This window comes from Lysobacter terrestris, from assembly GCF_014489475.1.
GTDB lineage: Bacteria > Pseudomonadota > Gammaproteobacteria > Xanthomonadales > Xanthomonadaceae > Agrilutibacter > Agrilutibacter terrestris.
Genome location: NZ_CP060820.1, coordinates 341,107 through 368,096, shown reverse-complemented (window position 1 = coordinate 368,096; position 26,990 = coordinate 341,107). Strand labels below are relative to the sequence as shown.

At 68.6% G+C, this 26,990-nt stretch carries 17 protein-coding genes and 1 tRNA gene; 8 read left to right on the top strand and 10 right to left on the bottom strand.

Going from position 1 to position 26,990, the window contains the following annotated elements:
- Positions 1-178 precede the first annotated feature (178 nt).
- Entirely contained in the window at positions 179-3,073 is a 2,895-nt protein-coding gene (locus tag H8B22_RS01690) for a bifunctional diguanylate cyclase/phosphodiesterase (protein WP_225876249.1), read from the top strand.
- A gap of 66 nt (positions 3,074-3,139) precedes the next feature.
- Here the strand turns inward: H8B22_RS01690 and H8B22_RS01685 are convergent, their stop codons facing one another.
- The 3 genes from H8B22_RS01685 to xseA all read right to left on the bottom strand — a co-directional run bounded on the left by H8B22_RS01685 (position 3,140) and on the right by xseA (position 7,862).
- Positions 3,140-4,957 (bottom strand): vWA domain-containing protein, encoded by a 1,818-nt coding sequence (locus tag H8B22_RS01685; RefSeq protein WP_187712422.1) that lies wholly within the window; start codon positions 4,955-4,957, stop codon positions 3,140-3,142.
- Between the two features lie 72 nt (positions 4,958-5,029).
- The gene (locus H8B22_RS01680) at positions 5,030-6,457 is read right to left on the bottom strand and encodes an aldehyde dehydrogenase family protein (RefSeq protein WP_187712421.1); all 1,428 of its coding nucleotides are present in this window, start codon (positions 6,455-6,457) and stop codon (positions 5,030-5,032) included.
- A gap of 58 nt (positions 6,458-6,515) precedes the next feature.
- Positions 6,516-7,862, bottom strand: coding sequence for an exodeoxyribonuclease VII large subunit (gene xseA, locus H8B22_RS01675; RefSeq protein ID WP_187712420.1), 1,347 nt, complete (start codon positions 7,860-7,862; stop codon positions 6,516-6,518).
- 213 nt (positions 7,863-8,075) lie between these two features.
- Between xseA and ispG the strand changes: the two genes are divergently transcribed.
- Together ispG and H8B22_RS01665 are read left to right on the top strand one after the other, a co-directional pair.
- Positions 8,076-9,311: a flavodoxin-dependent (E)-4-hydroxy-3-methylbut-2-enyl-diphosphate synthase gene (gene ispG / locus H8B22_RS01670; RefSeq protein WP_187713481.1), complete on the top strand. Its 1,236-nt coding sequence runs from the start codon at positions 8,076-8,078 to the stop codon at positions 9,309-9,311.
- 19 nt (positions 9,312-9,330) lie between these two features.
- The gene (locus H8B22_RS01665) at positions 9,331-10,029 is read left to right on the top strand and encodes a phosphatase PAP2 family protein (RefSeq protein WP_187713480.1); all 699 of its coding nucleotides are present in this window, start codon (positions 9,331-9,333) and stop codon (positions 10,027-10,029) included.
- Positions 10,030-10,038: 9 nt separating this feature from the next.
- On the opposite strand, the gene H8B22_RS01660 is transcribed toward H8B22_RS01665, so the two are convergent.
- From H8B22_RS01660 to H8B22_RS01635, 6 genes are all read right to left on the bottom strand, one after another.
- A complete protein-coding gene (locus tag H8B22_RS01660) occupies positions 10,039-10,926 on the bottom strand; it encodes a DMT family transporter (protein ID WP_187712419.1) in 888 nt (295 codons plus the stop codon).
- 20 nt (positions 10,927-10,946) lie between these two features.
- Positions 10,947-11,993: a UDP-N-acetylmuramate dehydrogenase gene (gene murB, locus H8B22_RS01655; protein ID WP_187712418.1), complete on the bottom strand. Its 1,047-nt coding sequence runs from the start codon at positions 11,991-11,993 to the stop codon at positions 10,947-10,949.
- 36 nt (positions 11,994-12,029) lie between these two features.
- Positions 12,030-13,085, bottom strand: a complete 1,056-nt coding sequence (locus H8B22_RS01650) for a quinone-dependent dihydroorotate dehydrogenase (protein WP_187712417.1) — start codon at positions 13,083-13,085, stop codon at positions 12,030-12,032.
- 18 nt (positions 13,086-13,103) lie between these two features.
- Positions 13,104-14,636 (bottom strand): L-piperidine-6-carboxylate dehydrogenase, encoded by a 1,533-nt coding sequence (amaB, locus tag H8B22_RS01645; RefSeq protein WP_187712416.1) that lies wholly within the window; start codon positions 14,634-14,636, stop codon positions 13,104-13,106.
- A 65-nt stretch (positions 14,637-14,701) separates the two neighbouring features.
- A tRNA-Arg gene (locus H8B22_RS01640) sits at positions 14,702-14,778 on the bottom strand.
- Between the two features lie 349 nt (positions 14,779-15,127).
- Positions 15,128-17,338: a M3 family metallopeptidase gene (locus H8B22_RS01635; protein ID WP_187712415.1), complete on the bottom strand. Its 2,211-nt coding sequence runs from the start codon at positions 17,336-17,338 to the stop codon at positions 15,128-15,130.
- Positions 17,339-17,529: 191 nt separating this feature from the next.
- On the opposite strand from H8B22_RS01635, the gene H8B22_RS01630 reads away from it, so the two are divergent.
- From H8B22_RS01630 to H8B22_RS01610, 5 genes are all read left to right on the top strand, one after another.
- Complete coding sequence (locus H8B22_RS01630; protein ID WP_208456918.1) at positions 17,530-17,955, top strand: CBS domain-containing protein; 426 nt, start codon at positions 17,530-17,532, stop codon at positions 17,953-17,955.
- 172 nt (positions 17,956-18,127) lie between these two features.
- Positions 18,128-20,158 carry an amidohydrolase family protein gene (locus H8B22_RS01625; protein WP_187712414.1) on the top strand — a complete coding sequence of 677 codons (2,031 nt, stop codon included), beginning with the start codon at positions 18,128-18,130 and terminating at the stop codon, positions 20,156-20,158.
- A gap of 228 nt (positions 20,159-20,386) precedes the next feature.
- Positions 20,387-22,714 carry a TonB-dependent receptor gene (locus H8B22_RS01620; RefSeq protein ID WP_187712413.1) on the top strand — a complete coding sequence of 776 codons (2,328 nt, stop codon included), beginning with the start codon at positions 20,387-20,389 and terminating at the stop codon, positions 22,712-22,714.
- A gap of 141 nt (positions 22,715-22,855) precedes the next feature.
- Positions 22,856-23,338, top strand: coding sequence for a glutathione peroxidase (locus tag H8B22_RS01615; RefSeq protein WP_187712412.1), 483 nt, complete (start codon positions 22,856-22,858; stop codon positions 23,336-23,338).
- A gap of 123 nt (positions 23,339-23,461) precedes the next feature.
- Entirely contained in the window at positions 23,462-26,404 is a 2,943-nt protein-coding gene (locus H8B22_RS01610; protein ID WP_225876247.1) for a bifunctional diguanylate cyclase/phosphodiesterase, read from the top strand.
- 25 nt (positions 26,405-26,429) lie between these two features.
- Here the strand turns inward: H8B22_RS01610 and H8B22_RS01605 are convergent, their stop codons facing one another.
- Entirely contained in the window at positions 26,430-26,972 is a 543-nt protein-coding gene (locus tag H8B22_RS01605; RefSeq protein ID WP_225876246.1) for a TlpA family protein disulfide reductase, read from the bottom strand.
- Positions 26,973-26,990 lie beyond the last annotated feature (18 nt).

Genomic DNA, 26,990 nt, shown 5'->3' with positions numbered 1-26,990 from the left:
CCGGGGGGAATCGCTGCAGCAACGGGAGCGGAAACGGGGCCAGGGCGAGTTCCATGTCCTTGCAAACGTCCCGGACCCGCGGGTGGGGTTGGGGGTTCCACGCGCGCCCACTGCGGTTATGCTCCATCTGATCGTCGGGGGATGGATCGAGGGGCGAGTGCAGCAATTGCGGTCGATGATGGCCAAAGCGGACGGGCCGGTGGATAGCGCTGCGCAGGCATTGGCCGGCGTGCTCCAGCAGGGCTTGCCTTTGGGATCGGAAGTGCTGGTGCGCTGGCGCGATGACGTCGGCGTGGCGGGCTTTTCGATGTCCACGGAGGTGCCGGAGCGCTTGCGCGACCTGGCCGAGCAGCAGATGGCCTCCGGCAAGCCGTTCGACGATGCGCAGACGCTGTCCGAGGTATGGGATGGCGAAGGCGAGACGCGCGCGACCATTGTTGCCCATGTTCCCGAAACCATGCCGCAGGCGGTTCGCCGCGGCTGGCTCGCCATGGCGAAGGTGCTGGTGGCCGCGCACCTGGCGACCATGGAGGCGCAGGCCCGCGCCGCGCTGCTGGAGAAGTCCGAGCGGCTGCAGCAGGCCCTGTACGAAATCGCCGACCTGGCCGGTTCCGACCTGGAAATGGCCGACATGCTGCGCCGCGTCCACGCGATCGTCGCCGGCCTGATGTACGCGGAGAACTTCTACATCGTCCTCTACGACGACGTCCGCGATTCGATCCGCTTCCTGTATTTCGCCGATCGGCAGGACCCTTTCGTCGCCGACCCGTCGCTGGATATCGCCGCGATCGACATGCCCAACAGCATGACCCTGGCGCTGCTGCGCCATGGCGAGCCGCTGCGCGGGCCGTCCGACGCGCTGCGGGTGCAGTTCGGCGTGCCCCGCGACAGCGTCCATGGCCCCGACAGCGCGGACTGGCTGGGCGTGCCCATGCGCCGCGAGGACCGTGTGTGCGGCGCCGTGGTGGTGCAGAGCTACGACCGGCCCGGCGTCTACCGCGACGAGGAGCGCGCGCTGCTCAGCTACGTGGCGCAGCACATCCTCACCGCGCTCGACCGGCGCCAGGCGCGCGAGGATCTCGAGCGCCGCGTCGAGGAGCGCACGCGCGCGCTGCAGCACAGCAACCGCGACCTGCAGGCCGAGATCGTCGAGCGCCAGCGTGGCGAGCGGCTGCAGCGTGCGTTGTTCCGCATCGCCGAGCTGTCGATCACCTCCGACACGCTGCAGCGCTTCTACGCGCAGGTCCACGACGTGGTCGGCGAACTGCTCTACGCGCGCAACTTCTACATCGCGCAGGTTTCCGACGCCGGCGACATGATCGAGTTCCCGTATTCGATCGACGAGCGCGATGCGGTGCGGCAGACGCGCCAGTTCGCGCGTGGCCTGACCGAGTACGTCCTGCAGGAAGGCCGTGCCCTGCTGGCGGACCGTCCGATCATCGAAGGGCTGGAGCGCGCCGGCAAGGTGCGCAGCCGCGGCACCATGGCGCACTGCTGGCTCGGCGTGCCGTTGTTCCGCGAGGAGCAGGTGGTGGGCGTGATCGCGGTGCAGAGCTATTCGCCGGCGATCAGTTTCAGCGGCCGCGACCAGGAGCTGTTGACCTTCGTCGCGCACCACATCGGCATCGGCCTCGCGCGCAAGCAGGCGCAGGACCGCCTGCTGGTCGCCCACGGCGACCTGGAGCAGCGCGTCACCTCGCGCACGCGCGAGCTGGCCGAAGCCAACGCCGAGCTGCTCTCGCAGATCGGCGAACGCCTGCGCGCCGAGCAGCAGCTGACCTACCAGGCGCGGCACGATGCGCTGACCGGCTTGCCCAACCGCAGCCAGTTGCTGGAGCGGTTGGCGACGGCGATTTCGCGCGCGCAGTCCGACGCCGACGGGCGCGCGTCGACCCGGCATTTCGCGGTGCTGTTCCTCGATCTCGACCGCTTCAAGCTGGTCAACGACAGCGTCGGCCACGCGGCGGGCGACGAACTGCTGATCGAAGCAGGGCGGCGCATCGTCGCCACCGTGCGCGGCGGCGACATGGTGGCGCGGCTGGGCGGCGACGAGTTCGCCATCCTGATCGGCGACATCGACCACCTTTCCATCGCCGAGGAGCTGGCGCGCCGCGTGCTCGTCGCACTGGGCGAGCCGTTCTGGATCGCAGGCCGGGAAGTGTTCCCGTCCGCCAGCGTCGGCATCGCCGCCTGGCACCCGCGCTACCGCACCGGCGCCGAGCTGCTGCGCGACGCCGACGCCGCCATGTACCGGGCCAAGGCCAGCGGCCGCAACAGCTGCGCGGTGTTCGACGAGGCGATGCGCGAGGAGGCGATGCGCATCCTCGACCTCGAGGCCGACCTGCGCCGCGCGATCAACAACGACGACTTCGTCGCCCACTACCAGCCGATCGTGCGCCTGAGCGATCGCCGCGTGATCGGCCACGAAGCACTGCTGCGCTGGCGCCACGAGCGCCGCGGCCTGCTGCTGCCGGGCGAGTTCATCGGCCTGGGTGAGGACAGCGGGCTGATCGAGGAAGTCGACTGGCTGATGTACGCAAAGGTCGCCAAGCGGCTGGCGCGCGAGGAACACGGCTACATCTCGGTGAACGTGTCGCCGCGGCATTTCCTGTCCGCCGACTTCGCCGACCGTCTGCTGCGGTTGCTGGACGAGGCGGGTGCGGACCCGCACCGCCTGCGCATCGAGATCACCGAGGGCGCGCTGCTCGACGACACCGCGCGCGCGCTGCGGATGCTGCGCACGCTGCGCAGCAACGGCGTGCTGGCGCAGCTCGACGACTTCGGCACGGGCTTCTCCGCGCTGTCGTACCTGCACCGCTTCCCGCTGGAATGCCTGAAGATCGATCGCAGCTTCGTCGCCGGCCTGGTCGGCGACACGCGGCCGGAAAGCATGGCGGTGGTGCGTGCGATCCAAGCTTTGGCCGGATCGCTGGGCATCCACACGATCGCCGAGGGTGTGGAAAGCGAGTCGCAGCGCATCATCCTGCGCGAGCTGGGCTGCCAGCACGGCCAGGGCTTCCTGTTCGGCAAGCCGATGGAGCAGCTGCTGCCGCTGGCGTCGCTGGCGCGCTGAGCGCGACGACCATGCCGGGAAAAGCAGCGGCTCCGGCAAGCGCCGGAGCCGTCTTCGTGCGAAACCTCACTCGCTGACCTGGACCGCGACGCCATCCGGCGCGGTCAGCCTGCGCGCCTGTTCGACCAGGCCGACGAATTCGCGGCGCTGGCCCCAGCGGTCGTTACCGAGCGAACGGTTCGCCGCGGTGGCGATGTCCTGCCAGGACCACTGGCCGATCTGCTTGCCGCCGCGCAGCGCATCGGCGAAGGCGGCCACGGCGCTGGCGAAGCGCAGCGATTCGTTCGGCGTGGCGACCAGCTGCGAACGCAGGATCGGCGTTTCGATGAGGCGGCTCGTGTCCTCGCCCGGGCGCTTGTAGCGCAGGCGCAGGTGCGCGAGCTCGCGCGTGTCGCCCGCCGTCGCGGCCTTGGCACCGGTGCCGTAACGCAACGCCGGCAACCGGTCCGCACCCGAGCCGACCGGGGTGATTTCGTACAGCGCCGTCACCTCGTGGCCCGCGCCGATGTCGCCCGCGTCGACCTTGTCGTTGGCGAAATCCTCGCGGTTGAGCACGCGGTTCTCGTAGCCGATCAGGCGGTATTCCGCGGCGACGGCCGGGTTGAACTCGACCTGGATCTTCACATCCTTGGCGATCGTGAGCAGCGTCGCGCCCAGCTCCTGCACGAGCACCTTGCGCGCCTCCATCGGCGTATCGATGTAGGCGTGGTTGCCGTCGCCCACGTCGGCCAGCTTCTCCGCCAGTTCGTCGTTGTAGTTGCCCTGGCCGAAGCCGAGCGTGGTGAGGGCGATGCCGCTCTTGCGCTGGTCGGATACCAGCGTCTCCAGCGAGTTCTGGTCGATCGTGCCGACGTTGAAGTCGCCGTCGGTGGCGAGGATCACCCGGTTCACCCCGCCCTTGATGTAGGCCTGCTTCGCCATCGCGTAGGCGAGGCGGATGCCGTCGCCGCCGTTGGTGCTGCCACCGGCTTCGAGGCGATCGAGCGCGTCGAGGATGTCGTCGCGGTGCGCGCCGGACGTGGGCGGCAGCACCAGCCCGGCGGAGCCGGCGTACACCACCATCGACACGCGGTCCTGCGGACGCAGCTGTTTCACCAGCTGGCGCAGCGAATCCTTCACCAGCGGCAGCTTGTCCGCGTCCTGCATCGAACCGGAGGTGTCGATCAGGAACACGAGGTTGGCCGGCGGCAGTTCCGCCTTGGGCACGTCATAGCCACGGATGCCGATCATCAGCAGCTGGCGCTTGCCGTTCCACGGTGCCGGCGCCAGTTCGGTGGTCACGCGGAACGGCGTCTCGCGCGAGGTGGGCGCAGGATGGCCGTAGTCGAAGTAGTTGAGGAATTCCTCCGCGCGCACCGCGTCCGCCGGCGGGCGCACGCCCTCGGCCAGCATGCGGCGGACGTTGCTGTAACTGCCGGTGTCGACGTCGATGGAGAACGTGGACACCGGCTGCTCGGAAGTGCGATGCACCGGGTTGTCGACGTTATGCGCGTACTTCTCGGTGTTGGCCGGTTCCATCGGGGGCGCCATCACCAGGTTCGCCGCCGGCGCCACGGCTTGCTGTGCACGAATGCGCGAACCGGTCACCTGGACGCGGTCTAGCGAGGATTTCATCGCCGGGTGCGCCATCGGCACCGGCGGCGGGGGTGGCGCGGGGGCGTATTGCTGGAGCTCGGCCTCGCGGCGTTCGCGCGCCTGCAACTGGGAGCTGGCCGCGGCGGCATCGGCAGCATCGGCGGCAGCATATGCGGCCGCTTCCGCGGCAGCGGCAGGCGTCGCGTCGGTTTCCTTCGACTCGCCGAGGGTGCGATGGGCGCATGCCCCCAGGGCCAGGACAAGGCCGAGGGCAAGGGCGAGCTGGTGCGGCTGGGGCGAACGTTGCATGGTGCGTCTCCGCGGCTGGGTTGCCATGGAAACGCCTGGCTTCCGCGAACGGGGTTACGCCTCGCGCATCGGCTATCCGCGGATGACCAGCAGGCGCTGTTCGGTCATGTCCTCGATGGCATAGCGCACGCCCTCGCGGCCTTGCCCGGAATGCTTCACCCCGCCGTAGGGCATGTTGTCGACGCGGAAGCTCGGCACGTCGCCGACGATCACGCCACCGACTTCGAGCCGGTCCCATGCGCGCATCGCGTGGGCGAGGTTGCCGGTGAACACGCCGGCCTGCAGGCCGAAGTCGCTGTCGTTGACGCGGTCCAGCGCCTCGTCGAAGTCGTCGAAGGGCTCGATCATCGCCACGGGGCCGAAGGCCTCCTTGCGATACAGGTCGGCATCGCGTGGCACTTTTTCCAGCAGCGCCGCCGGCAGCATGTTGCGCACCCGCGGCCCGCCCGCGAGGACCTTGGCGCCGCCCTTGCGCGCGGCGGCGATCCAGCTTTCCACGCGCTGCGCGGCTTCCTCATTGACGACTGGGCCGATGAAGGTCGTATCAAAGCGCGGATCGCCCATGCGCAGCTTCGCCACGGCGGCCTTCAGCTTGCGGCGCAGCTTGTCGTAGATGTCGGCGTGGGCGTAGATGCGCTGCACGCTGATGCAGCTCTGCCCGGACTGGTAGTAGGCGCCGAAGACCAGCCGTTCGACGACATGGTCGAGCGGGGCGCCGGGATCGGCATCGACGATGCAGGCGGCGTTGCCACCCAGTTCGAGCGTGACCTTCTTGCGGCCCGCGCGCGCCTTCAGTTCCCAGCCGACCAGGCCGCCGGTGAAGCTCAGCAGGGCGATGCGCTCGTCCTCGACCAGCGCGGCGGCATCGTCGGTGCTGCACACGAGCACCGAGAACGCGCCCTTGGGGAGGTCGGTTTCGGCCAGGACCTCGGCGATGATCAGGGCGCCGATCGGGGTCTTGTCCGCGGGCTTGAGCACGAAGGGGCAGCCGGCGGCGATCGCGGGCGCGACCTTGTGTGCGACCAGGTTGAGCGGGAAGTTGAACGGCGTGATGAAGCTGCACGCGCCGATCGGCACCCGCTTCACCATGCCGCGGTAACCGCGGGTGCGCGGCGAGATCTGCAGCTCCAGCAGTTCGCCGGCATTGCGCGTCGCTTCGCCGGCGGCGATGCGGAAGGTGTCGATCAGCCGCGTCACTTCGCCGCGCGCATCGCGGATCGGCTTGCCGGCTTCGATGCACAGGGCCTGCGCCAGCTCCTCGAAGCGCTCGCCGAAGCGGCGCACGCAGTGTTCGAGGACGTCGCGGCGGGCATCGGGCGGGAAGGCGGCCATCGCGGCGCGCGCCTTGTGCGCAGCGACTATGGCCTTGCGCACCGCGGCCGCGTCGGCCAAGGCGACACGCGTCGCGCGCTTGCCGGTGTACTTGTCGAGGACGTCGAGTTCCTGCCGCATGCTGACCGGCTGGTTCGCGAGGTAGCAGGGATAGCGCTTGGCGAGCATGGAATCCTCCGGGTCGCGCAAAGCCTAAGCGATGCCGTGTAAACGCGGCATCGCCCAACTAGGGATCGTTGGGGTCGACGACCCGGAGCGGCAGTTCGCCGTCGCCCAGTCGCGCATCGAGGCGCTCGCCCGGCGCGGCGTCGAGCACGCTACGCACGATGCGGCCGTCGGGATGGCGCAGGATCGCGTAGCCGCGGGCGACGGTGGCGAGCGGGCTCACCGCTTCGAGTGAACGCGCGATGCCGCGCAGGCGCAGCGTCTCCTGGTTGAGGCGGCGCACGATCGCGCCCTGCGGCCGCGACGACAGCCCGAGCAGGCGCTCGCGATAACCGGCGATGCGGCGTCGCGGGTGCGCCGCGCGCAGCACCGCGCTGGCGTGGCGCATGCGGGCGCGCTCGCGATCCAGTCGCCGTTGCCAGGCGACGGCGAGGCGTCGCAACGCGTCTTCCTGGCGACGGTGCAGCGCATCCAGTCGCGCGCGCGGGCGCAGGGCATTCAGGCGCAACGCGGCGCGATCCGCGCGCTGCATCGCCGCGCGCAGGCGCTGTTCCTGCAGGTTGCGCAGCCGCGCAGCGAGCGCATGCAGGCGGCGGTTGACGTCGTCGCGGTCGGGGACCAGCAGTTCCGCGGCGACCGACGGCGTGGGCGCACGCAGGTCCGCGGCGAAGTCGGAGAGACTGAAGTCGGTTTCATGCCCGACCGCCGACACCACCGGCACCGGCGAGGCGGCGATCGTGCGCGCCAGCTGCTCGTCGTTGAACGACCACAGGTCTTCCAGCGAACCGCCGCCGCGGGTCAGCAGCAGCACGTCGTAGCGGCCCGATGCCGCCGCGCGCTGCAGCATGCGCGTGATCTGCACCGCGGCGGCCGTGCCCTGCACCGGCACCGGCAGCACCTCGGCTTCGACCAGCGGGAAGCGGCGCGCCAGCACGCTGAGCACGTCGCGCACCGCTGCGCCGCTGGGCGAGGTGATCACGCCGATGCGGCGGGCGAAGCGGGGCAGGGGGCGCTTGCGCTCGCCATCGAACAGGCCTTCGGCCGCAAGCCGGGCCTTCAGTTCCTCGAACGCGCGGCGCAGCGCGCCTTCGCCGGCTTCCTCCATGTGGTCCAGCACCAGCTGGTACTCGCCGCGGGCTTCGTACAGCGTCAACCGGCCGCGCGCGAGCACGCGCACGCCCTCGCGCGGCACGAATTTCAGCCAGCTGCTCTTGGGCTTGAACATCGCGCAGCGCACCTGCGCGCGCTCGTCCTTGAGGACGAAGTACAGGTGCCCGGACGACGGGCGCGAGACGTTGCCGAGTTCGCCTTCGACCCAGATCAGGGGAAAGCTGCCTTCCAGCAGGTCCCGCGCCAGCGTGTTGAGCTGGGACGGTGTCAGGACGTGGCTGGGGTCGTCTTGGTTCATGAATGAAGGCGGGGTACGGCTGCCCACGGTACCGCAGACGTGTAGCCCGGGTAAGCGCAGCGCACCCGGCGCCTTTCGCAACGCCGCGGGATTCGACCCCGGGTGCGGCCTTACCCGGGCTACGGGTCTACGGGTCGCGAAGGGTCCGCGCGATACAATGCGCCCATGAATTCAGTCCTCGACCTGTCCACCGCCACGCCGCCCTGCGCCGGCATGGCCTTCGGCCCGCAACCCCGCCGCCACACCCGCGCCGTCACCATCGGTGGCGTCCAGGTCGGCGGCAGCGCGCCGGTGGTGGTGCAGTCGATGACGAACACCGACACCGCCGATGTCGCCTCGACGACGAAGCAGGTCGCGGAACTGTGGCGCGCGGGTTCCGAGCTGGTGCGCGTCACCGTGAACACGCCCGAAGCCGCCGCGGCCGTGCCGCGCATCGTCGACAAGCTGGCGATGATGGGCCTCAGCGTGCCGATCATCGGCGACTTCCACTACAACGGCCACCAGCTGCTCACGGGTGAACCCGCGTGCGCGGAAGCGCTGGCGAAGTACCGCATCAATCCGGGCAACGTCGGCTTCGGCAAGAAGAAGGACACGCAGTTCGCGACGCTGATCGAGTTCGCCATCAAGTACGGCAAGCCGGTGCGCATCGGCGCCAACTGGGGCTCGCTCGACCAGGCGCTGGCCGCCCGGCTGATGGACGAGAACCACGCGCTCGCCGAACCCTTGGACGCGGCCGAAGTACTGCGCGAAGCGCTGATCCGTTCTGCGCTGGATTCCGCGCAGCGTGCGGTCGAACTCGGCCTGCCAGCCGAGCGCATCGTGCTCAGCGCCAAGGTCAGCGGCGTGCAGGAGCTCGTAGCCGTGTACCGCGAGATGGCGCGCCGCAGCGACTTCGCCCTGCACCTGGGCCTGACCGAAGCGGGCATCGGCAGCAAGGGCATCGTCGCCTCCAGCGCCGCGCTCGGCGTGCTGCTGCAGGAAGGCATCGGCGACACCATCCGCATCTCGCTCACGCCCGAACCCGGCCAGTCGCGCACCACCGAGGTGATCGTCGCGCAGGAACTGCTGCAGACCATGGGCCTGCGCGCATTCACGCCGATGGTCACCGCCTGCCCGGGCTGCGGTCGCACCACCAGCACCTTCTTCCAGGAACTCGCGAAGAAGGTGCAGGAGCACGTGCGCGCGAAGATGCCGGAATGGAAGATCACCCATCCCGGCGCGGAGAACCTCACCCTCGCGGTGATGGGCTGCGTGGTGAACGGCCCGGGTGAATCGCGCCACGCCAACATCGGCATCTCGCTGCCCGGCACGGGTGAAGCGCCGTCGGCGCCGGTGTTCGAGGACGGCGAGAAGACGGTGACGCTGCGCGGCGAGCACATCGCCGACGAATTCGTCGCGCTGATCGATCGCTACGTCGAAAAGCGCTATGGCGCCGCCGGCCCGGGCTGAGCGCGCCGCGCAGACGCTGATGCAGGAGGCGCGCTTCGGCGCGGCCTTCTTCCGCCGCTATCGCCTGCGCCTGCTGCTGCTGTTCATCGCCGTGCTGCTGCCGTTGTGGGGCTTCGCGGAGATCGCCGACGAAGTGCGCGAAGCCGAGGCATTCCCGTTCGACGCGCCGATCCTGCTGATCGCGCACCGCATGGCGCGGGAAGGCTTCGACCAGGTATTCCTGCTGTTCTCGCAGCTGGGCTACCAGTGGGGCGTCGTCCCGTTCGACATCCTGCTGGTGCTGGTGCTCGCCATCCGGCGGCACGCGCGCGAAGCGCTGTTCACCGGGGTCGCGCTCGGCGGTTCGGCGCTGTTGAACCTCGCGGCCAAGCAGCTCTTCGCCCGCGACCGGCCGTCGCTGTGGGAATCGATCGCGCCGGAAACCACGTACAGCTTTCCCAGCGGCCATGCGATGGGCTCGATGACCCTCGCGTGGGTTTGTGCGCTGCTGGCGTGGCGCACGCCGTGGCGCTGGCCGGTGGCGTTCGCCGCATTCGCGTTCACCGCGCTCGTCGGCCTGTCGCGCGTCTATCTCGGCGTGCATTACCCGTCCGACATCCTCGCCGGTTGGGCCGCGGCCTCGGTGTGGGCCGGCTGTTCGTTCTTCCTGGTGTTCCAGCACCAGCGCCGGCCGTGGCAGCAGCAGGACGTGCCTACGGCGGAATCCGTGGTGCGCTAGCCGGTTGCGTTACTCGCCCGGCTTGGCCGCTTCCACCGGCGCGGTGGTCGCGTGCTGCCGCGCGAGTTTCGCCTCGCGGTGCGCGATGTAGGCGTTGGCGGCGAAGATGATCGCGGCGCCCAGCACGGTCCAGCGGTCGAGTTTCTCGCCGAACAGCAGGTAGCCGGCGACCGCGACCAGCGGCAGCTGCATGAAGCTGATCGGGGTCAGGGCCGAGACGTCGCCCATGCGCAGCGCGCGCGTCCACAACAGCTGCGCGACGGTGCCGAACACGCCGGTCGCGACCAGCCACACCCAGGTGATGCCCTGCGGCCACTGCCATACGAACAGCGCCGGCAGCAGCGACAGCGGCACCCAGAACACGTAGGTGTAGAACACGATCGTGTCGGCCGGGTCGATCCGCGAGAGCTGCTTGATCTGGATCGCGACGACGGCGCTGAACACCGCGGCCATCACCGCGATCAGCGAGCCGGCGCTGAAGCCGGTCGTGCCCGGGCGCACGATCACCAGCACGCCGATGAAGCCGATCACCACCGCGGCCCAGCGCCGCATGCGCACCTGTTCGCCCAGCCAGAACACGGCGAGGACGGTGACGAACAGCGGCGTGGAATAGGACAGCGAGATCGCCTGCGACAGCGGCAAATGGCCGATCGCCCAGAAGCCGCACAGCATCGAGCCGATGCCGATCGTGCTGCGCAGCAGGTAGCGCGGCAGTTGCTTGGTGCGGAACACGGCGCGGTCGCCGCGCAGCAGCAGTGGCAGCAGGGCCAGCAGCCCGAAGGCATTGCGGAAGAAGGCGATCTCGAACGTCGACAACGATTGCGAGGCGTAGCGGATCGTCACCGCCATCAGGCCGAAGAACAGCGTGCTGACCAGCATCAGCAGCGCCGCGCGCATGAACCTGTGCGGCTGCGCCGTCACCAGGCGGCGCCGATCACGCGGGGTTCGGGCTCGATGGCGACGCCGAATCGTTCCTGCACCGAGGCGGCGATCCGCCGCGCCAGCGCGAGCAGTTGCGCGCCCGTGGCCTGGCCGTGGTTCACCAGTACCAGTGCGTGCGAGGCGGCCACGCCGGCATCGCCGTCGCGGTGCCCCTTCCAGCCGCACTGGTCGATCAGCCACGCGGCCGAGAGCTTGCGGGTGGCCTCGCTGCTGCCGCGGAACAGCGGCAGCGCTTCGTGCTGCGCCTTCAGCGCCTCGGCCTGCACCGCGGGCACGATGGGATTCTTGAAGAAGCTGCCGGCGTTGCCGACCACCGCGGGGTCGGGCAGCTTGCGCCGGCGGATCGCGATCACCGCGTCGGCGACGTGCAGCGGCGTCGGCGACGCCACGCCCATGTGCGCGAGTTCTTCGCGGATGCCGGCGTAATCGAGTTTCAGCGCGGGTGCGCGCGGCAGTGCGAATTCCACCGCGGTGACGATGTAGCGGTCGGGCTGCTGCTTGAACAGGCTGTCGCGGTAGGCGAAGGCGCAACCGTCCGCATCGAAGCGGTGCATCTGCCCGGTCGCGGGTTCGAACGCATCCACCGCGTGGATGAACTCACGCACTTCCGCGCCGTACGCGCCGATGTTCTGGATCGGCGCGGCGCCGACGGTGCCGGGGATGAGGGCGAGGTTCTCCAGCCCGGCGAAGCCGTGGCGCAGCGTGCGCATCACGAAGTCGTGCCACTCCACGCCGGCGTCGGCGCGGACGATGGTGTGGCCGTTGGTGGTGGCTTCGTCGAGGTGCGCCACGCGCTTGCCGGTCAGCGCCAGCACCACGCCGTCGGGATTGCCCGCGAACAGCAGGTTGCTGCCGCCGCCCAGCACCAGCGCCAGCCGGTCGCCGAATTCGGGATCGGCGAAGAGGGCGGGCAGGGCGCTTGCATCGGACACTTCCACCAGCACGGGAGCCGTCGCCGCGACGCCAAAGGTATTCCGGGATTGCAGGGAGGCGTCGCGGGCGATGCGGATGGAGTCAGTCATGTGCAAGCGGTGCCATGGATGCGGGGGATGCTTCGCTCAGACTTCGGGTGGCAGGTGGCCGCGGCTGGGTGCTTCCTTGCGGCGGCGCAGTGCTTCGACACATTCCCGGATGAGGTCGGGGCCGCGATAGACCAGGCCGGTGTAAAGCTGGACCAGCGTGGCGCCGGCGGCCTGCTTGGTCGCGGCATCCGCGCCGGACATCACGCCGCCGACGCCGATCAGCGGGATCTCTTCCGGCAGGCGCGTGCGCAGCATGCGCAGGACGGCGGTGGCCGTGCCCATCAGCGGTTCGCCGGAGAGGCCGCCGGTTTCCTCCGCGTGGCGGGCGCCTTCCACGAGGAAGCGCGACACCGTGGTGTTGGTGGCGATCACGCCATCGACGTAGAGGTCGCTCAGCACGCGCGCGGCGGCGTCGACGTCGCTTTCGCTCAGGTCCGGCGCAACCTTCACCAGCATCGGCACGTGCTTGCCGTGCTTGGCGCGCAGGCGTTCCTGTTCCTCGCGCAGGGTGCCGATCAGGCGGCGCAGGGACTGCTCTTCCTGCAGTTCGCGCAGGCCGGCGGTGTTGGGCGAGGAGATGTTGATGGTGACGTAGTCGGCGAGCGGATACACCCGCGACAGGCAGTACATGTAGTCGCCTTCGGCCGCGTCGTTCGGCGTGTCCTTGTTCTTGCCGATGTTGACGCCGACCAGGCCGCGGCGCTTGGCGCGCTCGAGGTTGCGGACGACGACGTCGATGCCTTCGTTGTTGAAGCCCAGGCGGTTGATCACCGCGTGGCGGCTTTCCAGCCGGAACATGCGCGGCTTCGGGTTGCCCGGCTGCGGCTTGGGCGTGACCGTGCCGATCTCGACGAAGCCGAACCCCAGCGCCAGCAGCGCGTCGATGTGCGCGCCGTTCTTGTCCAGCCCGGCGGCGAGGCCGACCGGGTTGGGGAAGCTCAGGCCGAAGGCCCGGGTCGGCAGCGGCTCGGGCTTGCGCGCCAGCAGCGGATTGAGCCCGCTGCGGTAGGCGAGCTCGAGGGCGTCGAGCGTGAGCGTATGCGCACGCTCGGCATCCATGCCGAACAGGAAGGGGCGCGCGAGTCCGTACATCGTCGTTGCGGCCGTCGCTTACAGGTCGAACTTGATGCCCTGCGCGAGCGGCAGCGAGTCGGAGTAGTTGATGGTGTTGGTCTGGCGGCGCATATACGCCTTCCACGAATCCGAACCCGATTCGCGGCCGCCGCCGGTTTCCTTCTCGCCACCGAAGGCGCCGCCGATTTCCGCACCCGAGGTGCCGATGTTGACGTTGGCGATGCCGCAGTCCGAACCCGACGCGGCCAGGAACGCTTCGGCCGCCTTGAGGTTGGTGGTGAAGATCGCCGACGACAGGCCCTGCGGCACGGCGTTCTGCATGTCGATGGCTTCGTCGATGGTCTTGAACTTCATCACGTACAGGATCGGTGCGAAGGTCTCGTGCTGGACGATCTGCGCGTCGTTGGTGAGGCCGGTGACGATCGTCGGCAGGACGAAGTTGCCCTTGCCCTCGATCGCGGCGCCGCCGGTTTCGATCTTGCCGCCCGCGGCCTTGGCCTTCTCGACGGCGTCGAGGTAGGCGTTGACGCCGTCCTGGCTGTTGAGCGGGCCCATCAGGTTCTTCGGGTCGGTCGGATCGCCGATCTTGCCTTCGACCTGCTTGTACGCGGTGACCAGCTTGCCCAGCACTTCGTCGTACATCGACTCGTGCACGAACAGGCGGCGCGTGGTGGTGCAACGCTGGCCGGCGGTGCCGACGGCGCCGAACACGATCGCCGGGATCGCCAGCTTCAGGTCGGCGGTCTGGTCGACGATGATCGCGTTGTTGCCGCCGAGCTCGAGCAGCGAGCGGCCCATGCGCTGGGCGACGCGCTCGCCGACCATGCGGCCGACCTTGGTCGAACCGGTGAAGCTGATCAGCGGGACGCGCTTGTCGTCGACGAACTGCTGCGCCAGCTCGCTGCCGGCGTCGTTGAACAGGAAGAAGATGTCGGGGAAGCCGCCCTTCTTCAGTGCCTCGTTGCAGATCTTCATCGCGGCGATCGCCGAGAGCGGGGTCTTCGGCGACGGCTTCCAGATGGTGATGTCACCGCAGATGGCGGCGACGAACGAGTTCCACGCCCACACCGCGACCGGGAAGTTGAACGCCGAGATCACGCCGACGATGCCGATCGGGTGCCACTGCTCGTACATGCGGTGGCCCGGGCGCTCGGAGTGCATGGTCAGGCCGTACAGCTGGCGCGACAGGCCGACGGCGAATTCGCCGATGTCGATCATTTCCTGCACTTCGCCGTCGCCTTCCGGCTTGGACTTGCCCATTTCCAGCGCGACCAGCGAACCCAGCGCGTCCTTGTGCGTGCGCAGCGCGTCGGCGCACAGGCGGATGGCTTCGCCGCGGCGCGGGGCCGGGGTGGTGCGCCACACCTTGAAGACGGCCTGGGCGCGCTCGACGATGGTGTCGTAGTCGCCCTGCGAGGAGGCGTAGACGCGGCCGAGCACTTCACCCGTGGTCGGGTTGACCGGCTCCAGCACGCCCGCGTCCTTTGTGGCCGACCACTGGCCGTTGCCGAGGAAGGTGCCGGATTCGTTTTCGGTCAGGCCGAGGGCGCTGAGGACGGGGTGGGTCATGGGGAAGCTCCAAATGGAAAAAGACGCTGGCCGGCGCAGGCGACCGGCTGGCAGAGATGCAGGACTGGCGGCCCCGACACGATTCGAACGTGCGACCTTCCCCTTAGGAGGGGGACGCTCTATCCAGCTGAGCTACGGGGCCATTCGGCGCCGGATTATCGCAGAGAACGGTGAGGCGCCGTACCCCGGCGGACGCGGGGCGCGGCCGTCGTGGGCGCCCCGCGTTCCCCGGCATGTGCGAGTCACTGCGCGCGCTCGTCGGAATGCACCACTGCACTCGGCCGTTGCTCGTCATCCCGGCAAAAGCCGGGATCCATTCCGACGTTGCACGGAGGCGCGGCAACCCGCTTCGCTCGCCCCGCATCCGCCTTCCCCCGGCAGGCTGCCGCCCGCTTCGACCTTCTCCCCGCAAGCGAACGAGTTCCGGATGTCGGCTCCGGCCCAAACAAAAACGCCCGGATTGCTCCGGGCGTTTCGCAGTGCGGGGCGGCTTACTTCGCGCCCTGCGCCTTGTTGCCGTCGACCTCGCCGCTGCCGGTGCGCGGCGCCTCGGCCAGGCCGCGCTTCTCCAGCAACGGGCCGATCTTGGCCTCGTAGCCGGCGAAGTTCGGGAACAGCTTGCCGGCTTCGATCTGGCCGCCCGGCGCGAGCACGTACTGGCGCATGCGGTCGCCGTTCTCGCGGGTCAGGCCGCCGTGCTGCTTGATGTACTGCACGGTGTTGGCGTCGAGCACTTCCGACCAGATGTAGGCGTAGTAGCCCGCTGCGTAGCCGCCCATGATGTGGCTGAAGTACGGCGTGCGGTAACGCGGCGGGACCGGCGCGTAATCGATGCCGTCGGCCTTCAATGCGTTGGCTTCGAAGGCCATCACGCCGCTGGCGTCGGGCAGCTGGTCGGCCGGCAGCTGGTGCCAGCGCTGGTCGAGCATCGCGGCACCCAGGTACTCGGTGGTGGCGAAGCCCTGGTTGAACTTCGAGGCCGCGATCACCTTGTCCAGCAGTTCCTTCGGCATCGCTGCGCCGGTCTGGTAGTCCTTGGCGTAGTTGGCCAGGATTTCCGGCCAGTCGGCCCACATTTCGTTGACCTGCGACGGGTATTCGACGAAGTCGCGCGGCACGTTCATGGTGAAGTACGGGTACTTCACGTCCGAGAAGAAGCCGTGCAGGGCGTGGCCGAACTCGTGGAAGGCGGTGGTCACTTCATCCCAGGTCATCAGCGTGGGCTTGCCCGCCGACGGCTTGGGGATGTTGAGGTGGTTGGCGACGACCGGCTTCTTGCCGTCCAGCGCCGACTGGCCCACGTAGGTGTTCATCCACGCGCCGCCGCGCTTGGACTCGCGCGCGTACGGGTCGAAGATGAAGATCGACAGCAGGCTGCCGTCCTTGTCGTAGACGTCGTAGGTCCAGGTGTCGGGGTGGTACTTCGGCAGGTCGGTGCGTTCCTTGAAGCTGATGCCGTACAGCTTGTGCGCGGCGAAGAACACGCCGTTCTCCAGCACGTTCTTCATCTCGAAGTACGGCTTGAGCTGCGCTTCGTCGAAGTTGTACTTGGCCTGGCGCACCTTCTCGCTGTAGTAGGCCCAGTCCCACGGCTCGAGCTTGAAGGTCGGCTGCTTCCTGGCCTTCTGCTCGGCGTCGATCATCGCCTGCAGGTCGGCGGCTTCGCGCTGGGCGTTGGCCACCGCGGCCGGCGCCAGCTGGCGCAGCATCTTGTTGACGTTGTCCTGGTTCGCGGCGGTCTCGTCGGCCAGCACGAAGTTGGCGGCGGTATCAAAGCCCATCAGCTTGGCGCGCTCGGCGCGCAGCTTCACCACCTTGGCGACGATCGCGGTGTTGTCCCAGGCATTGCCGCGGCTGCCGCGGTTGACCGACGCCTTGTAGATGCGCTCGCGCAGGGCGCGGTTTTCCAGCTGCGCCTCGGCCGGCTGGCCGGTGGTGTTGAGCAGGGCGATCACGTACTTGCCGTCGAGCTTGCGCGCCTTGGCGGCTTCGGCGGCGGCGGCGATCTGTTCGTCGCTCAGGCCCTTCAGGTCGTCGCGGTTGTCGACCACGATCGCCGAGTCGTTCACTTCGGCCAGCACGTTCTGGCCGAACTGCGTGCCCAGCGTCGACATTTCGGTGTTGATCTCGCGGATGCGCGTCTTCTGCGCCTCCGACAGGGCGGCGCCGGCGCGCACGAAATCGTCATGGCGGCGCTCGAGCAGGCGCAGGTCGGCGGCGTCGAGCTTGAGCTTGGCGCGCTGGTCGTACAGCGACTTGATGCGCGCGAACAGCTTCGGGTTCAGCGCGATCGCGTCGCGGTGCGCCGAGAACTTCGGCGAGTACTCGAGTTCCAGCTTGTCGCGGGCGTCGTCCTTGATGGTGCCCTGCAGGTTGAAGAACACGTTGGTCGCGCGGTCCAGCGTCAGGCCGGTCTTCTCCATCGCCACGATGGTGTTCGCGAAGGTCGGCTTGGCCTTGTTGTTGGCGATCGCGTCGATTTCCTTCAGCTGCGCGGCCATGCCGGCGTCGAAGGCGGGGGCGAAGTCGCTGTCCGTGATCTTGTCGAACTGCGGATAGTTCAACGGCAGCGGGCTGTCGGCGGAGAAGGGATTGGCCTGATTCACGGTGCTGGCGGACTGGGCAGTGGCGGTCTGGGCGAGGGCCGGGGCGGTTGCCGAGGCGAGGGCGATGGCGACGGCCAACGCGAGACGGTGCTTCATCGGGCGATCTCAAGCGGAGCGGGAGGCCGGAGGGTAACCGATGGGGTGCACGCGGGACCCATGACAAAAGGCAGGGGCGCGGCGGCTTTGCCGTATTTGTCCGCATTCATCTTGCGCCTCACGCGGCCGGCACCGCGGATTGCCGATGCTGGGGCGGGTTCCAACGTATACCCCGCCGGAAGGAGAGCCAGATGAACGTCATGTCCGTGATGACGCCCGATCCCGCCTGCTGCACCGCCACCACGCCGCTGCGCGAAGTGGCCCGGATGATGCTCGACCACGATTGCGGCCAGATCCCGGTGGTCGACGCCGCGCAGCGACCGATCGGGGTGGTGACCGATCGCGACATCGCCGTGCGCATCGTCGCGACCGGACGCAACGGCAACGAGGCCACCGCTGCCGATGCGATGACCATGCCGGTGCGCACCGTCACTACCGAAACCAGCCTGGCCGACTGCGTCTGCCTGATGGAAGCCGACCAGATCCGCCGCGTGCCGGTGGTCGACGCCGGCGGCAAGCTGGCCGGCATCGTCTCCATCGCCGACCTCGCACTCGCGGGCAAGCGCGAGGCGACGGCCGAGGTGGTGAAGGAAGTCTCGGAGCCGACCCGGCATTAGCAAGCGGTAACTGGGGGAGCATTTCCTTCTCCCCGCGCGCGGGGAGAAGAAGGCTTCGCTGCTTACGCCCACGCTGATCGCCGGCCGCCTCAGGCCAACCTTCGACCTAGGCAATCCCGCGCGTTTGCGTCCATGCTCCGGCTTCCATTCGACCTGACAAGGAACTCCGGGAATGAAACGCGCATTGGCCCTGTCCCTGGCGATGATCCTCGCCGGCACCGCATCCGCCGCCGAAACGCTGCGCTACGTCGCCCTCGTCGACAACGGCAAGCAGGCCGGGCACCAGATCGTCACCACCGGCGACGACGGCGTCATCCGCGTCGACTACCTCTTCAAGGACAACGGCCGCGGTCCCGAGCTGAAGGAAGAATTCAAGCTCGCGCCGGACGGCACCTTCGGCAGTTACCACGTCACCGGCAGCACCACCTTCGGCGCACCGGTGGACGAATCCTTCGGCCGCGACGGCAACAAGGCATGGTGGAAGTCGACCTCCGACAACGGTGCGCAGGAGGTCGAAGGCACCGCGCTGTACTCGCCGCTCGGCGGTACGCCGGCCGGCTTCTCGGTCGCCTTCGCCGCGCTCGCCAAGCGCACCGACGGCAAGTTGCCGCTGATCCCCAGCGGCAGCCTCAGCACGCGCAAGGTGGCCGAGGCCGAAGTCAGCAACGGCAAGGACACGCGCAAGGTTCAGTTGCTCGCGATCACCGGGGTCGGCCTTACGCCGACGTTCGCCTGGGCGACGCAGGGCGAATCGCCGCGGCTGTTCGCTTTCATCGTCCCGGGCTGGGTGCAACTGATCGAGGAGGGCTGGGCCGGCAACGGCGTGGCGCTCGAAGCGAAGCAGAAGCAGGCCGAAGCCGACACGCTGGTCGCGTTCCAGCAGCGCCTGGCGCATCCGCTCAAGGGCAGCACGCTGATCCGCAACACGCGCGTGTTCGACAGCGAGCACGCGACGCTCGGTGCCGCGTCCGACGTGCTGGTGCGCGATGGCCGCATCGTTTCGGTGACGCCGACCGGCGGCGCGGCCAGGGCCGACAACGTCATCGACGGCGGCGGGCGCGTGCTGCTGCCGGGCATGTTCGACATGCACGGCCACCTGGGGCGCTGGGATGGCGGCCTGAACATCGCCACCGGCGTCACCACCGTGCGCGACATGGGCAACGACAACGCCACGCTGCAGCAGATCATGGCCGAGGAGAAGGCGGGTACGCTGCTGTCGACGCGGATCGTGCCGGCCGGCTTCATCGAGGGCGAAAGCCAGATGTCGGCGCGCAACGGCTTCGTGATCAAGAACCTGGACGAGGCGAAGCAGGCCGTCGACTGGTACGCGGAGCACGGCTACCCGCAGGTGAAGATCTACAACTCCTTCCCGAAGGCACTGCTGCGCGACACCGCCGCCTATGCGCACGGCAAGGGCCTGCGCGTCAGCGGCCACGTGCCGGCGTTCATGCGCGCGCAGGACGTGGTCGAGCAGGGCTACGACGAGATCCAGCACATCAACCAGGTGCTGCTGAACTTCCTCGTCGACGACAAGACCGACACGCGCACGCTGCAGCGCTTCTACCTGCCGGCCGAGAAGGTCGCCGACCTCGACTTCGACAGCAAGCCGGTGCAGGACTTCATCGCCACGCTGGCGGCGAAGCAGACCGTGATCGACCCGACCCTGTCGACGTTCGAATTCCTGCGCCAGCGCGCAGGCCAGATGCCGGAGAGCTACGCGCCGGTCGCCGCGCACATGCCGCCGGACATCCAGCGCGGGCTGAAGGTCGCCGAGATGAAGATCCCGGACGACGCGACCGCGGCGCGCTACGACAGGTCGTTCCGGAAGATGGTCGAGTTCGTCGGCCGCATGTACAAGGCGGGCGTGCCGATCGTCGCCGGCACCGACGCGGTGCCCGGCTTCACCGTGCAGAGCGAACTGGAGTGGTACGTCCGCGCCGGTCTGACCCCGGCACAGGTGCTGCAGGTCGCGACCTGGAACGGTGCCAAGTACTCGCGCACGCTGGCCGACCGCGGCTCCGTCACCCCGGGCAAATTGTCCGATCTGGTGCTGATCGACGGCGATCCGACGAAGAACATCTCCGATATCCGCAATGTCGCCGTGGTCCTGAAGGGCGACACGGCGTACTACCCGAGCGAGATCTTCGACGCCCTGGGGATCAAGCCCTTCGCCGCGCCGGCCAAGGTCGGCGCCGGCCGCTGACCGCCGCCCGGTGGCGCCCGCCCGACCGGCGGGGGCCACCGGCAGGCGTACTCCCCGGTACGGGGCTTTAACAGTGCGGTAACATTTCCGGGTCCGATCCAAGTCGACCCGCGGGTAGGGGCCCCCGCAGCGACCATCAAGGGATGGTCAGTCAGCGCCGATTGCGCCCAGACGCAACGGCAATCCTCGAATCCGGCCACCGTGGCCGCCAGTCCTGTGAGACCGACCATGTCCTCCAAGCCGCTGCACGCTCGTCAGCTGTCCCGCCACGCCCTGGCCGTCGCCATCGCCCTGCTGCTGCCGGCGCACGCCGCACTGGCGCAGGAAGCCGCCACGCCCGCCGAGAAGGCCGCCACGCTCGATGCCGTGCAGGTCACCGCGCAGCGCAAGGTCGAGAACATCCAGGACGTGCCCGTGTCCGTCAGCACCGTGAGCGGCGAGAAGCTCGACGCGCTGGCGTCCGGCGGCACCGACGTGCGCTTCCTGTCCGGTCGCGTGCCGAGCCTCAACATCGAGTCGTCGTTCGGCCGCGCCTTCCCGCGCTTCTACATCCGCGGCTACGGCAACACCGACTTCCGCCTCAACACCTCGCAGCCGGTGTCGCTGGTCTATGACGACGTGGTGCAGGAGAACCCGATCCTGAAGGGCTTCCCGGTGTTCGACGTCGACCAGGTCGAAGTGCTGCGTGGCCCGCAGGGCTCGCTGTTCGGCCGCAACAGCCCGGCCGGCGTGGTCAAGTTCGGCTCCGTGCGCCCGTCGCAGGACCTGGGCGGCTACGGCAAGGTCGGCTACGGCAGCGACGACATGTGGAACTTCGAAGGCGCCATCGGCGGCGGCCTGACCGAGAACTGGTCGGCGCGCGCGTCGGTGCTGTTCCAGCGCCGCGACAACTGGGTCGAGAACACCTACCCGGGCCCGAACGACGGCTTCGAGGGGTACGACGAATCGGCCGCGCGCCTGCAGGCGCTGTACGAAGGCGACGGTTTCGAGGCGCTGTTCAACGTGCACGGCCGCCACCTCAACAGCACCGCGCGCCTGTTCCGCGCCAACATCATCAAGCCGGGCACCAACGACCTGGTCGACGGTTTCGACGAGGACAAGGTCGCGCTGGATGGCCTGAACTACACCGACCTCGACAGCCAGGGCGCCAGCGCCCGCCTGACCTGGGACCTGGGCAGCTACAAGCTGCACTCGATCACCGGCTACGAGTCGGTCGAAACCTACAGCCGCGGCGACATCGACGGCGGCAACGGATTCGACAATGCGTTCCTGGGTACCGTGGGCGAGCCGGGTTTCATTCCGTTCGCTTCGGAGACCGCCGACGGCATCCCCGAGCATTCGCAATGGACGCAGGAATTCCGCATCGAGTCCAACACCGGCACGGCGTTCGATTGGCAGGCCGGCCTGTTCTACTTCAGCGAAGACTACGACGTCGAAAGCTTCAGCTACGACTCCACCAACGGTGGCATCGAGGACGGCTACGAGCGCGTGAACCAGACCAACGATTCGTGGGCCGTGTTCGGCGCCGCGACCTGGCAGGCCACCGACGCGCTCGAACTGCGCGCCGGCATGCGCTACACGGTCGACAAGAAGGAGCTGGACGTCGAGGAGTATTACGCCAACGGATACGCGCCCTGCATCGGCCCGATCCTCGGCGATCCGACGACCGGCCCGAAGCGCTGCACCATGGCCGACCTGATCGCCCTTGAGCCGGATGGCGACCTGTCGGCCTCGCCGGAAGACAAGAAGTTCAGCTGGGACCTCTCGGGTACCTATGCGCTCAACGACGACGTGAACCTGTATGCGCGCGTCGCCACCGGCTACCGCGGCAGCAGCATCCAGGCCGCGAGTGCCTTCAACTTCAAGTCGGTGGCCGAGCCGGAAACCTCCACCTCGTATGAGATCGGCATCAAGGCCGACTTCTGGGACAAGCGCGCGCGCGTGAATGCCGGCGTCTTCTATTACGAGGTCAAGGACCAGCAACTCACCGCGGTCGGCGGTTCTTCCAACGCCAACGTGCTGATCAACGCCGAGAAGAGCGTCGGCCAGGGCTTCGAACTGGACTTCCAGGCCTACCTGACCGACTCGCTGCTGGTAACCCTGGGCAGCAGCTACAACGACACCGAGATCAAGGACGACGACCTGTCGGTTTCGGTCTGCGCGCAGTGCACCGTCACCGATCCGCGGGACGCCAGCGGCAAGGCGCTGATCGACGGCAACCCGCTGCCGCAGGCGCCGGAGTGGACCCACAACGTGACCGCACGTTGGGGCACGCCGATGGGCGAGGGCGGCGAGTTCTACGTCTTCACCGACTGGGCCTACCGTAGCGAAGTGAACTTCTTCCTGTACGAGTCGAAGGAATTCACCGGCCAGTCGCTGGTTGAAGGCGGCCTGCGCGTTGGCTACAGCTGGAACTACGGCAAGTACGACCTCGCCGTGTTCGGCCGCAACATCACCGACGAAGTAAAGGTCGTCGGCGGCATCGACTTCAACAACCTGACCGGCTTCATCAACGAGCCGCGCACGGTGGGCGTGGAGTTCAAGGCGTCGTTCTGACCGGACGCGCCTTGCGGCCGCGGCATCGCAGGCCGGTTGCAACGAAGTCGCATCGAATGGAACGCCGGGTTCGCCCGGCGTTTCTTTTTTTCCGGTTCGGGCGCGGAGTATGCTCGGACCCTCCGCCAGGACGCCGCGCCCATGACCACCGCCTACGACTTCACCGCCAACGACATCGACGGCCAGTCGCGATCGCTCGCGGACTACCGCGGCAAGGTGCTGCTGGTCGTCAACGTGGCCTCGCAATGCGGCTTCACCCCGCAGTACACCGGCCTGGAAAAGCTCTGGCGCGACTACGAGGGGCGCGGGCTGGTCGTGATGGGTTTCCCATGTGACCAGTTCGGCCACCAGGAGCCGGGCGACGAAGCGGAGATCAAGAACTTCTGCTCGCTCAACTACGACGTGACCTTCCCGATGTTCGCCAAGGTCGACGTCAACGGCGACAAGGCGCACCCGCTGTGGAAGTGGCTCAAGGACGAGAAGGGCGGGTTCCTCGGCATCGATGCGATCAAGTGGAACTTCAGCAAGTTCCTGGTCGGCCGCGATGGCACGGTGATCAAGCGCTATGCGCCCACCGACAAGCCCGAGGCGATCGCCAAGGACATCGAGAAGGCGTTGGGCTGACCGGTTTGCGGTGGAGGTTCGCGCCGTGTAGCGGCGAGTCACCGGGATGAATGCAGGCGGCCGCGCAGGTTAACCCGCCGGCCGCGCTACGCCACCACTGCGCGGGCGTACACTGGCGCGACCATGGCCACGCCAGCCCCGGAACCCGGGCAGGACGACGGAACCGGCATCAGGTTGAACGCCGTGCCGGACCTCGATTTCGTGTCCGCTCTGTTTTCCGTGTCCAGCCTCGAGGACATCGCGGCTGTGGCCGAATCGCGCATGGAGAGCGTGTTCGGCGCGCGCAACGTGACCTTGCACTGGCGGCCGGCAACGCCCGGGCGCGATGCTGATCCGGCGGCGCGACACACGCATCGCAGTGGCGATGGCGACGGCTGGCGCCGCATCGAGGTAGACCTCGGCGTCGCCGACGTGGACCGCCGCCTGTGGTTGCGGGCCGACTGGCCGGCTTCGGATTGCATTCCCGAGCTCGGTGCACCGGCCTGGAACGACTTCCTCGGCGTGCTCCGCGCCCGGCTCGCGACTGCGCTGGAGCTCGCCGAGCAGCGCCTGGCCGCGCAACGGCTGGAGAAGACGGCGAAGCTGCAGACCGCGCTGTTCGCCATCACCGACCTCGCCAGCAGCAAGCTCGACATGCCGGAAATGCTCGCGCGCGTGCACGGCGTGGTTGGCGAACTGATGTACGCCGAGAATTTCTTCATCGCGCTCTACGACACCGTCCGCGACAGCGTGCGCTTCATCTATTTCGCCGACGAGCACGATTCGGCCCGGGTCGATACGACGGAAGAGATCCCCGCGGACGAGATGCGCAGCAGCCTCACGCTTGCGGTGATCCGCCACGGGCGGCCGGCGATGGGGCCTTCGCGTGACCTGCTGCTGGAATTCGGGCTCGATTACCCCGATTCGGACCGCTACGGCCCCGACAGCGCCGACTGGCTGGGCGTGCCGATGGCCGTCGACGGCGTCGTGCGCGGCGTGATCGTGGTGCAGAGCTACGACGATGGCGCGCGTTACACAGAGGAGGACCGCGCGCTGCTCGCCTTCGTCGCCCAGCACATCCTCACCGCGATGCTGCGCAAGCAGGCGCACGCGGAACTGGAGCGCCGCGTGGAGGAGCGCACGCGCGAGCTCACCCGCGAGGTGCGCGAGCGCCAGCGCGGCGAACGGCTGCAGGCCGCGCTCTACAGCATCGCCGACCTCGCCAGCAGCGAGCTCGACATGCGCGAGATGCTGCACGGCATCCACGAGATCGTCGGCGAGCTGATGTACGCGAAGAACTTCTACATCGCCCTGTACGACGCCGAGCAGGACACGTTGCGGTTCCCGTACCGGGCGGACGAGATGGACCCCGGGCTGGTGCAGCCCGACGAGGAAATCCCGGCCGCGGCGCTGCGCAGCAGCCTGACCCTAGGCCTGATCCGCCACGGCCGCACCGCGATGGGGCCCGCGCGCGACGTCGCGCTGCTGCTGGATGTGCCCGGTGGCATCGGCCTGGGCACGCCCGCGGCCGATTTTCTCGGCGTACCGATGGTCGGGCAGGGCGAAGTGCGCGGCGTCGTCGTGGTGCAGAGCTACGACGAATCGGTGCATTACACCGAGGAGGACCGCGCGCTGCTCGCCTATGTCGCGCAGCACATCCTCACCGCGCTGGCGCGCAAGAAGGTGCAGGGCGAACTGGAGGCCCGCGTCGAGGACCGCACGCGTGAACTGGCTGCAGCCGTGGCCGAACTGCGCGAACAGATCGGAGTGCGCGAGCGCGCGGAGCAGCAGCTGGTGCACGAGACGCTGCACGATTCGCTGACCGGATTGCCCAACCGCACCTTCCTCTACGGCGCGATCGAGCGCGCGCTGGCGCGCCTGCAGCGTGATCCGGAGCACCGCTTCGCCGTGCTGTTCCTCGACCTGGACCGCTTCAAGATCATCAACGACAGCGTCGGCCACCTGTCCGGCGACCAGATGCTGCGGCAGGCGGGCGAACGCCTCGCGGCGTGCGTGCGCGATTCCGACGTCGTCGCGCGGCTGGGCGGCGACGAGTTCGCGCTGCTGGTGGAGGACGTGCAACTGCCGGAGGACGCGTGCCATACCGCGCAACGCGTGATCCAGGCCCTGAGCGAGCCGATGCACATCCGCGGCAAGGAGTTGTTCACCTCGGCCAGCATCGGCATCACCCTCGGCAGCCGGCGCTACAACAAGGCGGAGGAGTTGCTGCGCGACGCCGACGTCGCCATGTACCGCGCCAAGGCGCACGGGCGCCAGCGTTTCGAGATCTTCGACGAGCGCCTGCACCAGGAAGCCCTGCAACTGCTCGATCTCGAGGTGGACCTGCGCCGCGCGATCCTGCGCGACGAGTTCGAGCCGCACTACCAGCCGATCGTCGACCTGCGCACCGGCAACGTCGCCGGCTACGAGGCGCTGCTGCGCTGGCGCCGCCCGGGCAGCGCGCTGATGCTGCCGGGCGAGTTCCTGAAGGTCGCCGAGGACAGCGGCAGCGTCGAGCAGATCGACTGGCGTCTGTTCGAGCACGCCTGCCGCGAGATCGAAACGCTGCCCGGCGATGCCGGCTACGTGACGATCAACGTGTCGCCGCGGCATTTCCGCTCGCCGGCGCTGGCGCGGCAGCTGCTGGACCTGCTCGATGCCTACCGGGTGCCGCCGCAACGGTTGCGCATCGAGGTCACCGAAGGGGCGCTGCTGGAGAATCCCGACCAGGTCTTCGCCACGCTCGACACGCTGCGTCGCGGCGGCGTGCTGGCAGCACTGGACGACTTCGGCACCGGCTACTCGTCGTTGAGCTACCTGCATCGCTTCCCGCTGCACGCGCTGAAGATCGACCGCTCCTTCGTCAGCGCACTGGTGCCGGGCGAACGCGGCGGCAGCGTTGCGGTGGTGCGCGCGGTGCTCGCGTTGGCGAACACGCTGGGGATGGAAGTGATCGCCGAAGGCATCGAGACCGAGGCCCAGCGCGACTGCCTGCTGGCGATCGGCTGCGAGCAGGGGCAGGGGTTCCTGTTCTCGCGTGCACGGCCGGCAAGCGAGTGGGCCGCGCGGATGTCGACGACGCGCTGATCTCGGCCCGCGAATCGACGGCTGGCTAGCCTCCGGCCGGTTGCTGCAGCACTTCGGCCGGCAGCAGCGCCAGCATCTCCTTGACGAAGCCGTCCAGCATCTCGGGCGAGTAGCCGCGATGGACGTGGGCGACGCGGCCCTCGCGGTCGACGATGAACATGTTCGGCAGGGAGGTGACGCCATAGCGGTCGCTGATGGCGCCCTTCGCGTCGTGGACGTAGGTGAGCGCGATGTCCTTGTTGGCGCGGATGACGTCGCGGAACTCGCGCCTGTCCTCCTTGTAGTTGATCGCGATCACCTCGAGGTGGTCGCGGCCCACCGCCTTCTGCAGTTTTCCCAGGATCGGCAGCTCGCGGCGGCAGGGACCGCACCACGAGGCCCAGAACGTCACGATCACGACCTTGCCCTTGTGGCCGCTGACGGTCACGGGATTGCCCTTCAGGTCGCTGCCGAGTGCATCCGGCGGCGTGTCGCCCGGTCGTGGCTGCACCGCACCGTCCGCGGCCGATGCCGGTACGAGCACGACCAACAGCAGCAGGCCCGCCAGCCGCGCAAGCATCCGTCCCATGTCCTTCCCCATCCCCTT

Excerpts from the sequence above, each read along its gene's own strand:
- H8B22_RS01690 (WP_225876249.1), top strand. The coding sequence starts at position 179 with ATGGCCAAAGCGGACGGGCCGGTGGATAGCGCTGCGCAGGCATTGGCC.
- H8B22_RS01685 (WP_187712422.1), bottom strand. The coding sequence starts at position 4,957 with ATGCAACGTTCGCCCCAGCCGCACCAGCTCGCCCTTGCCCTCGGCCTT.
- H8B22_RS01680 (WP_187712421.1), bottom strand. The coding sequence starts at position 6,457 with ATGCTCGCCAAGCGCTATCCCTGCTACCTCGCGAACCAGCCGGTCAGC.
- xseA (WP_187712420.1), bottom strand. The coding sequence starts at position 7,862 with ATGAACCAAGACGACCCCAGCCACGTCCTGACACCGTCCCAGCTCAAC.
- ispG (WP_187713481.1), top strand. The coding sequence starts at position 8,076 with ATGGCCTTCGGCCCGCAACCCCGCCGCCACACCCGCGCCGTCACCATC.
- H8B22_RS01665 (WP_187713480.1), top strand. The coding sequence starts at position 9,331 with ATGCAGGAGGCGCGCTTCGGCGCGGCCTTCTTCCGCCGCTATCGCCTG.
- H8B22_RS01660 (WP_187712419.1), bottom strand. The coding sequence starts at position 10,926 with ATGCGCGCGGCGCTGCTGATGCTGGTCAGCACGCTGTTCTTCGGCCTG.
- murB (WP_187712418.1), bottom strand. The coding sequence starts at position 11,993 with ATGACTGACTCCATCCGCATCGCCCGCGACGCCTCCCTGCAATCCCGG.
- H8B22_RS01650 (WP_187712417.1), bottom strand. The coding sequence starts at position 13,085 with ATGTACGGACTCGCGCGCCCCTTCCTGTTCGGCATGGATGCCGAGCGT.
- amaB (WP_187712416.1), bottom strand. The coding sequence starts at position 14,636 with ATGACCCACCCCGTCCTCAGCGCCCTCGGCCTGACCGAAAACGAATCC.
- H8B22_RS01635 (WP_187712415.1), bottom strand. The coding sequence starts at position 17,338 with ATGAAGCACCGTCTCGCGTTGGCCGTCGCCATCGCCCTCGCCTCGGCA.
- H8B22_RS01630 (WP_208456918.1), top strand. The coding sequence starts at position 17,530 with ATGAACGTCATGTCCGTGATGACGCCCGATCCCGCCTGCTGCACCGCC.
- H8B22_RS01625 (WP_187712414.1), top strand. The coding sequence starts at position 18,128 with ATGAAACGCGCATTGGCCCTGTCCCTGGCGATGATCCTCGCCGGCACC.
- H8B22_RS01620 (WP_187712413.1), top strand. The coding sequence starts at position 20,387 with ATGTCCTCCAAGCCGCTGCACGCTCGTCAGCTGTCCCGCCACGCCCTG.
- H8B22_RS01615 (WP_187712412.1), top strand. The coding sequence starts at position 22,856 with ATGACCACCGCCTACGACTTCACCGCCAACGACATCGACGGCCAGTCG.
- H8B22_RS01610 (WP_225876247.1), top strand. The coding sequence starts at position 23,462 with ATGGCCACGCCAGCCCCGGAACCCGGGCAGGACGACGGAACCGGCATC.
- H8B22_RS01605 (WP_225876246.1), bottom strand. The coding sequence starts at position 26,972 with ATGGGACGGATGCTTGCGCGGCTGGCGGGCCTGCTGCTGTTGGTCGTG.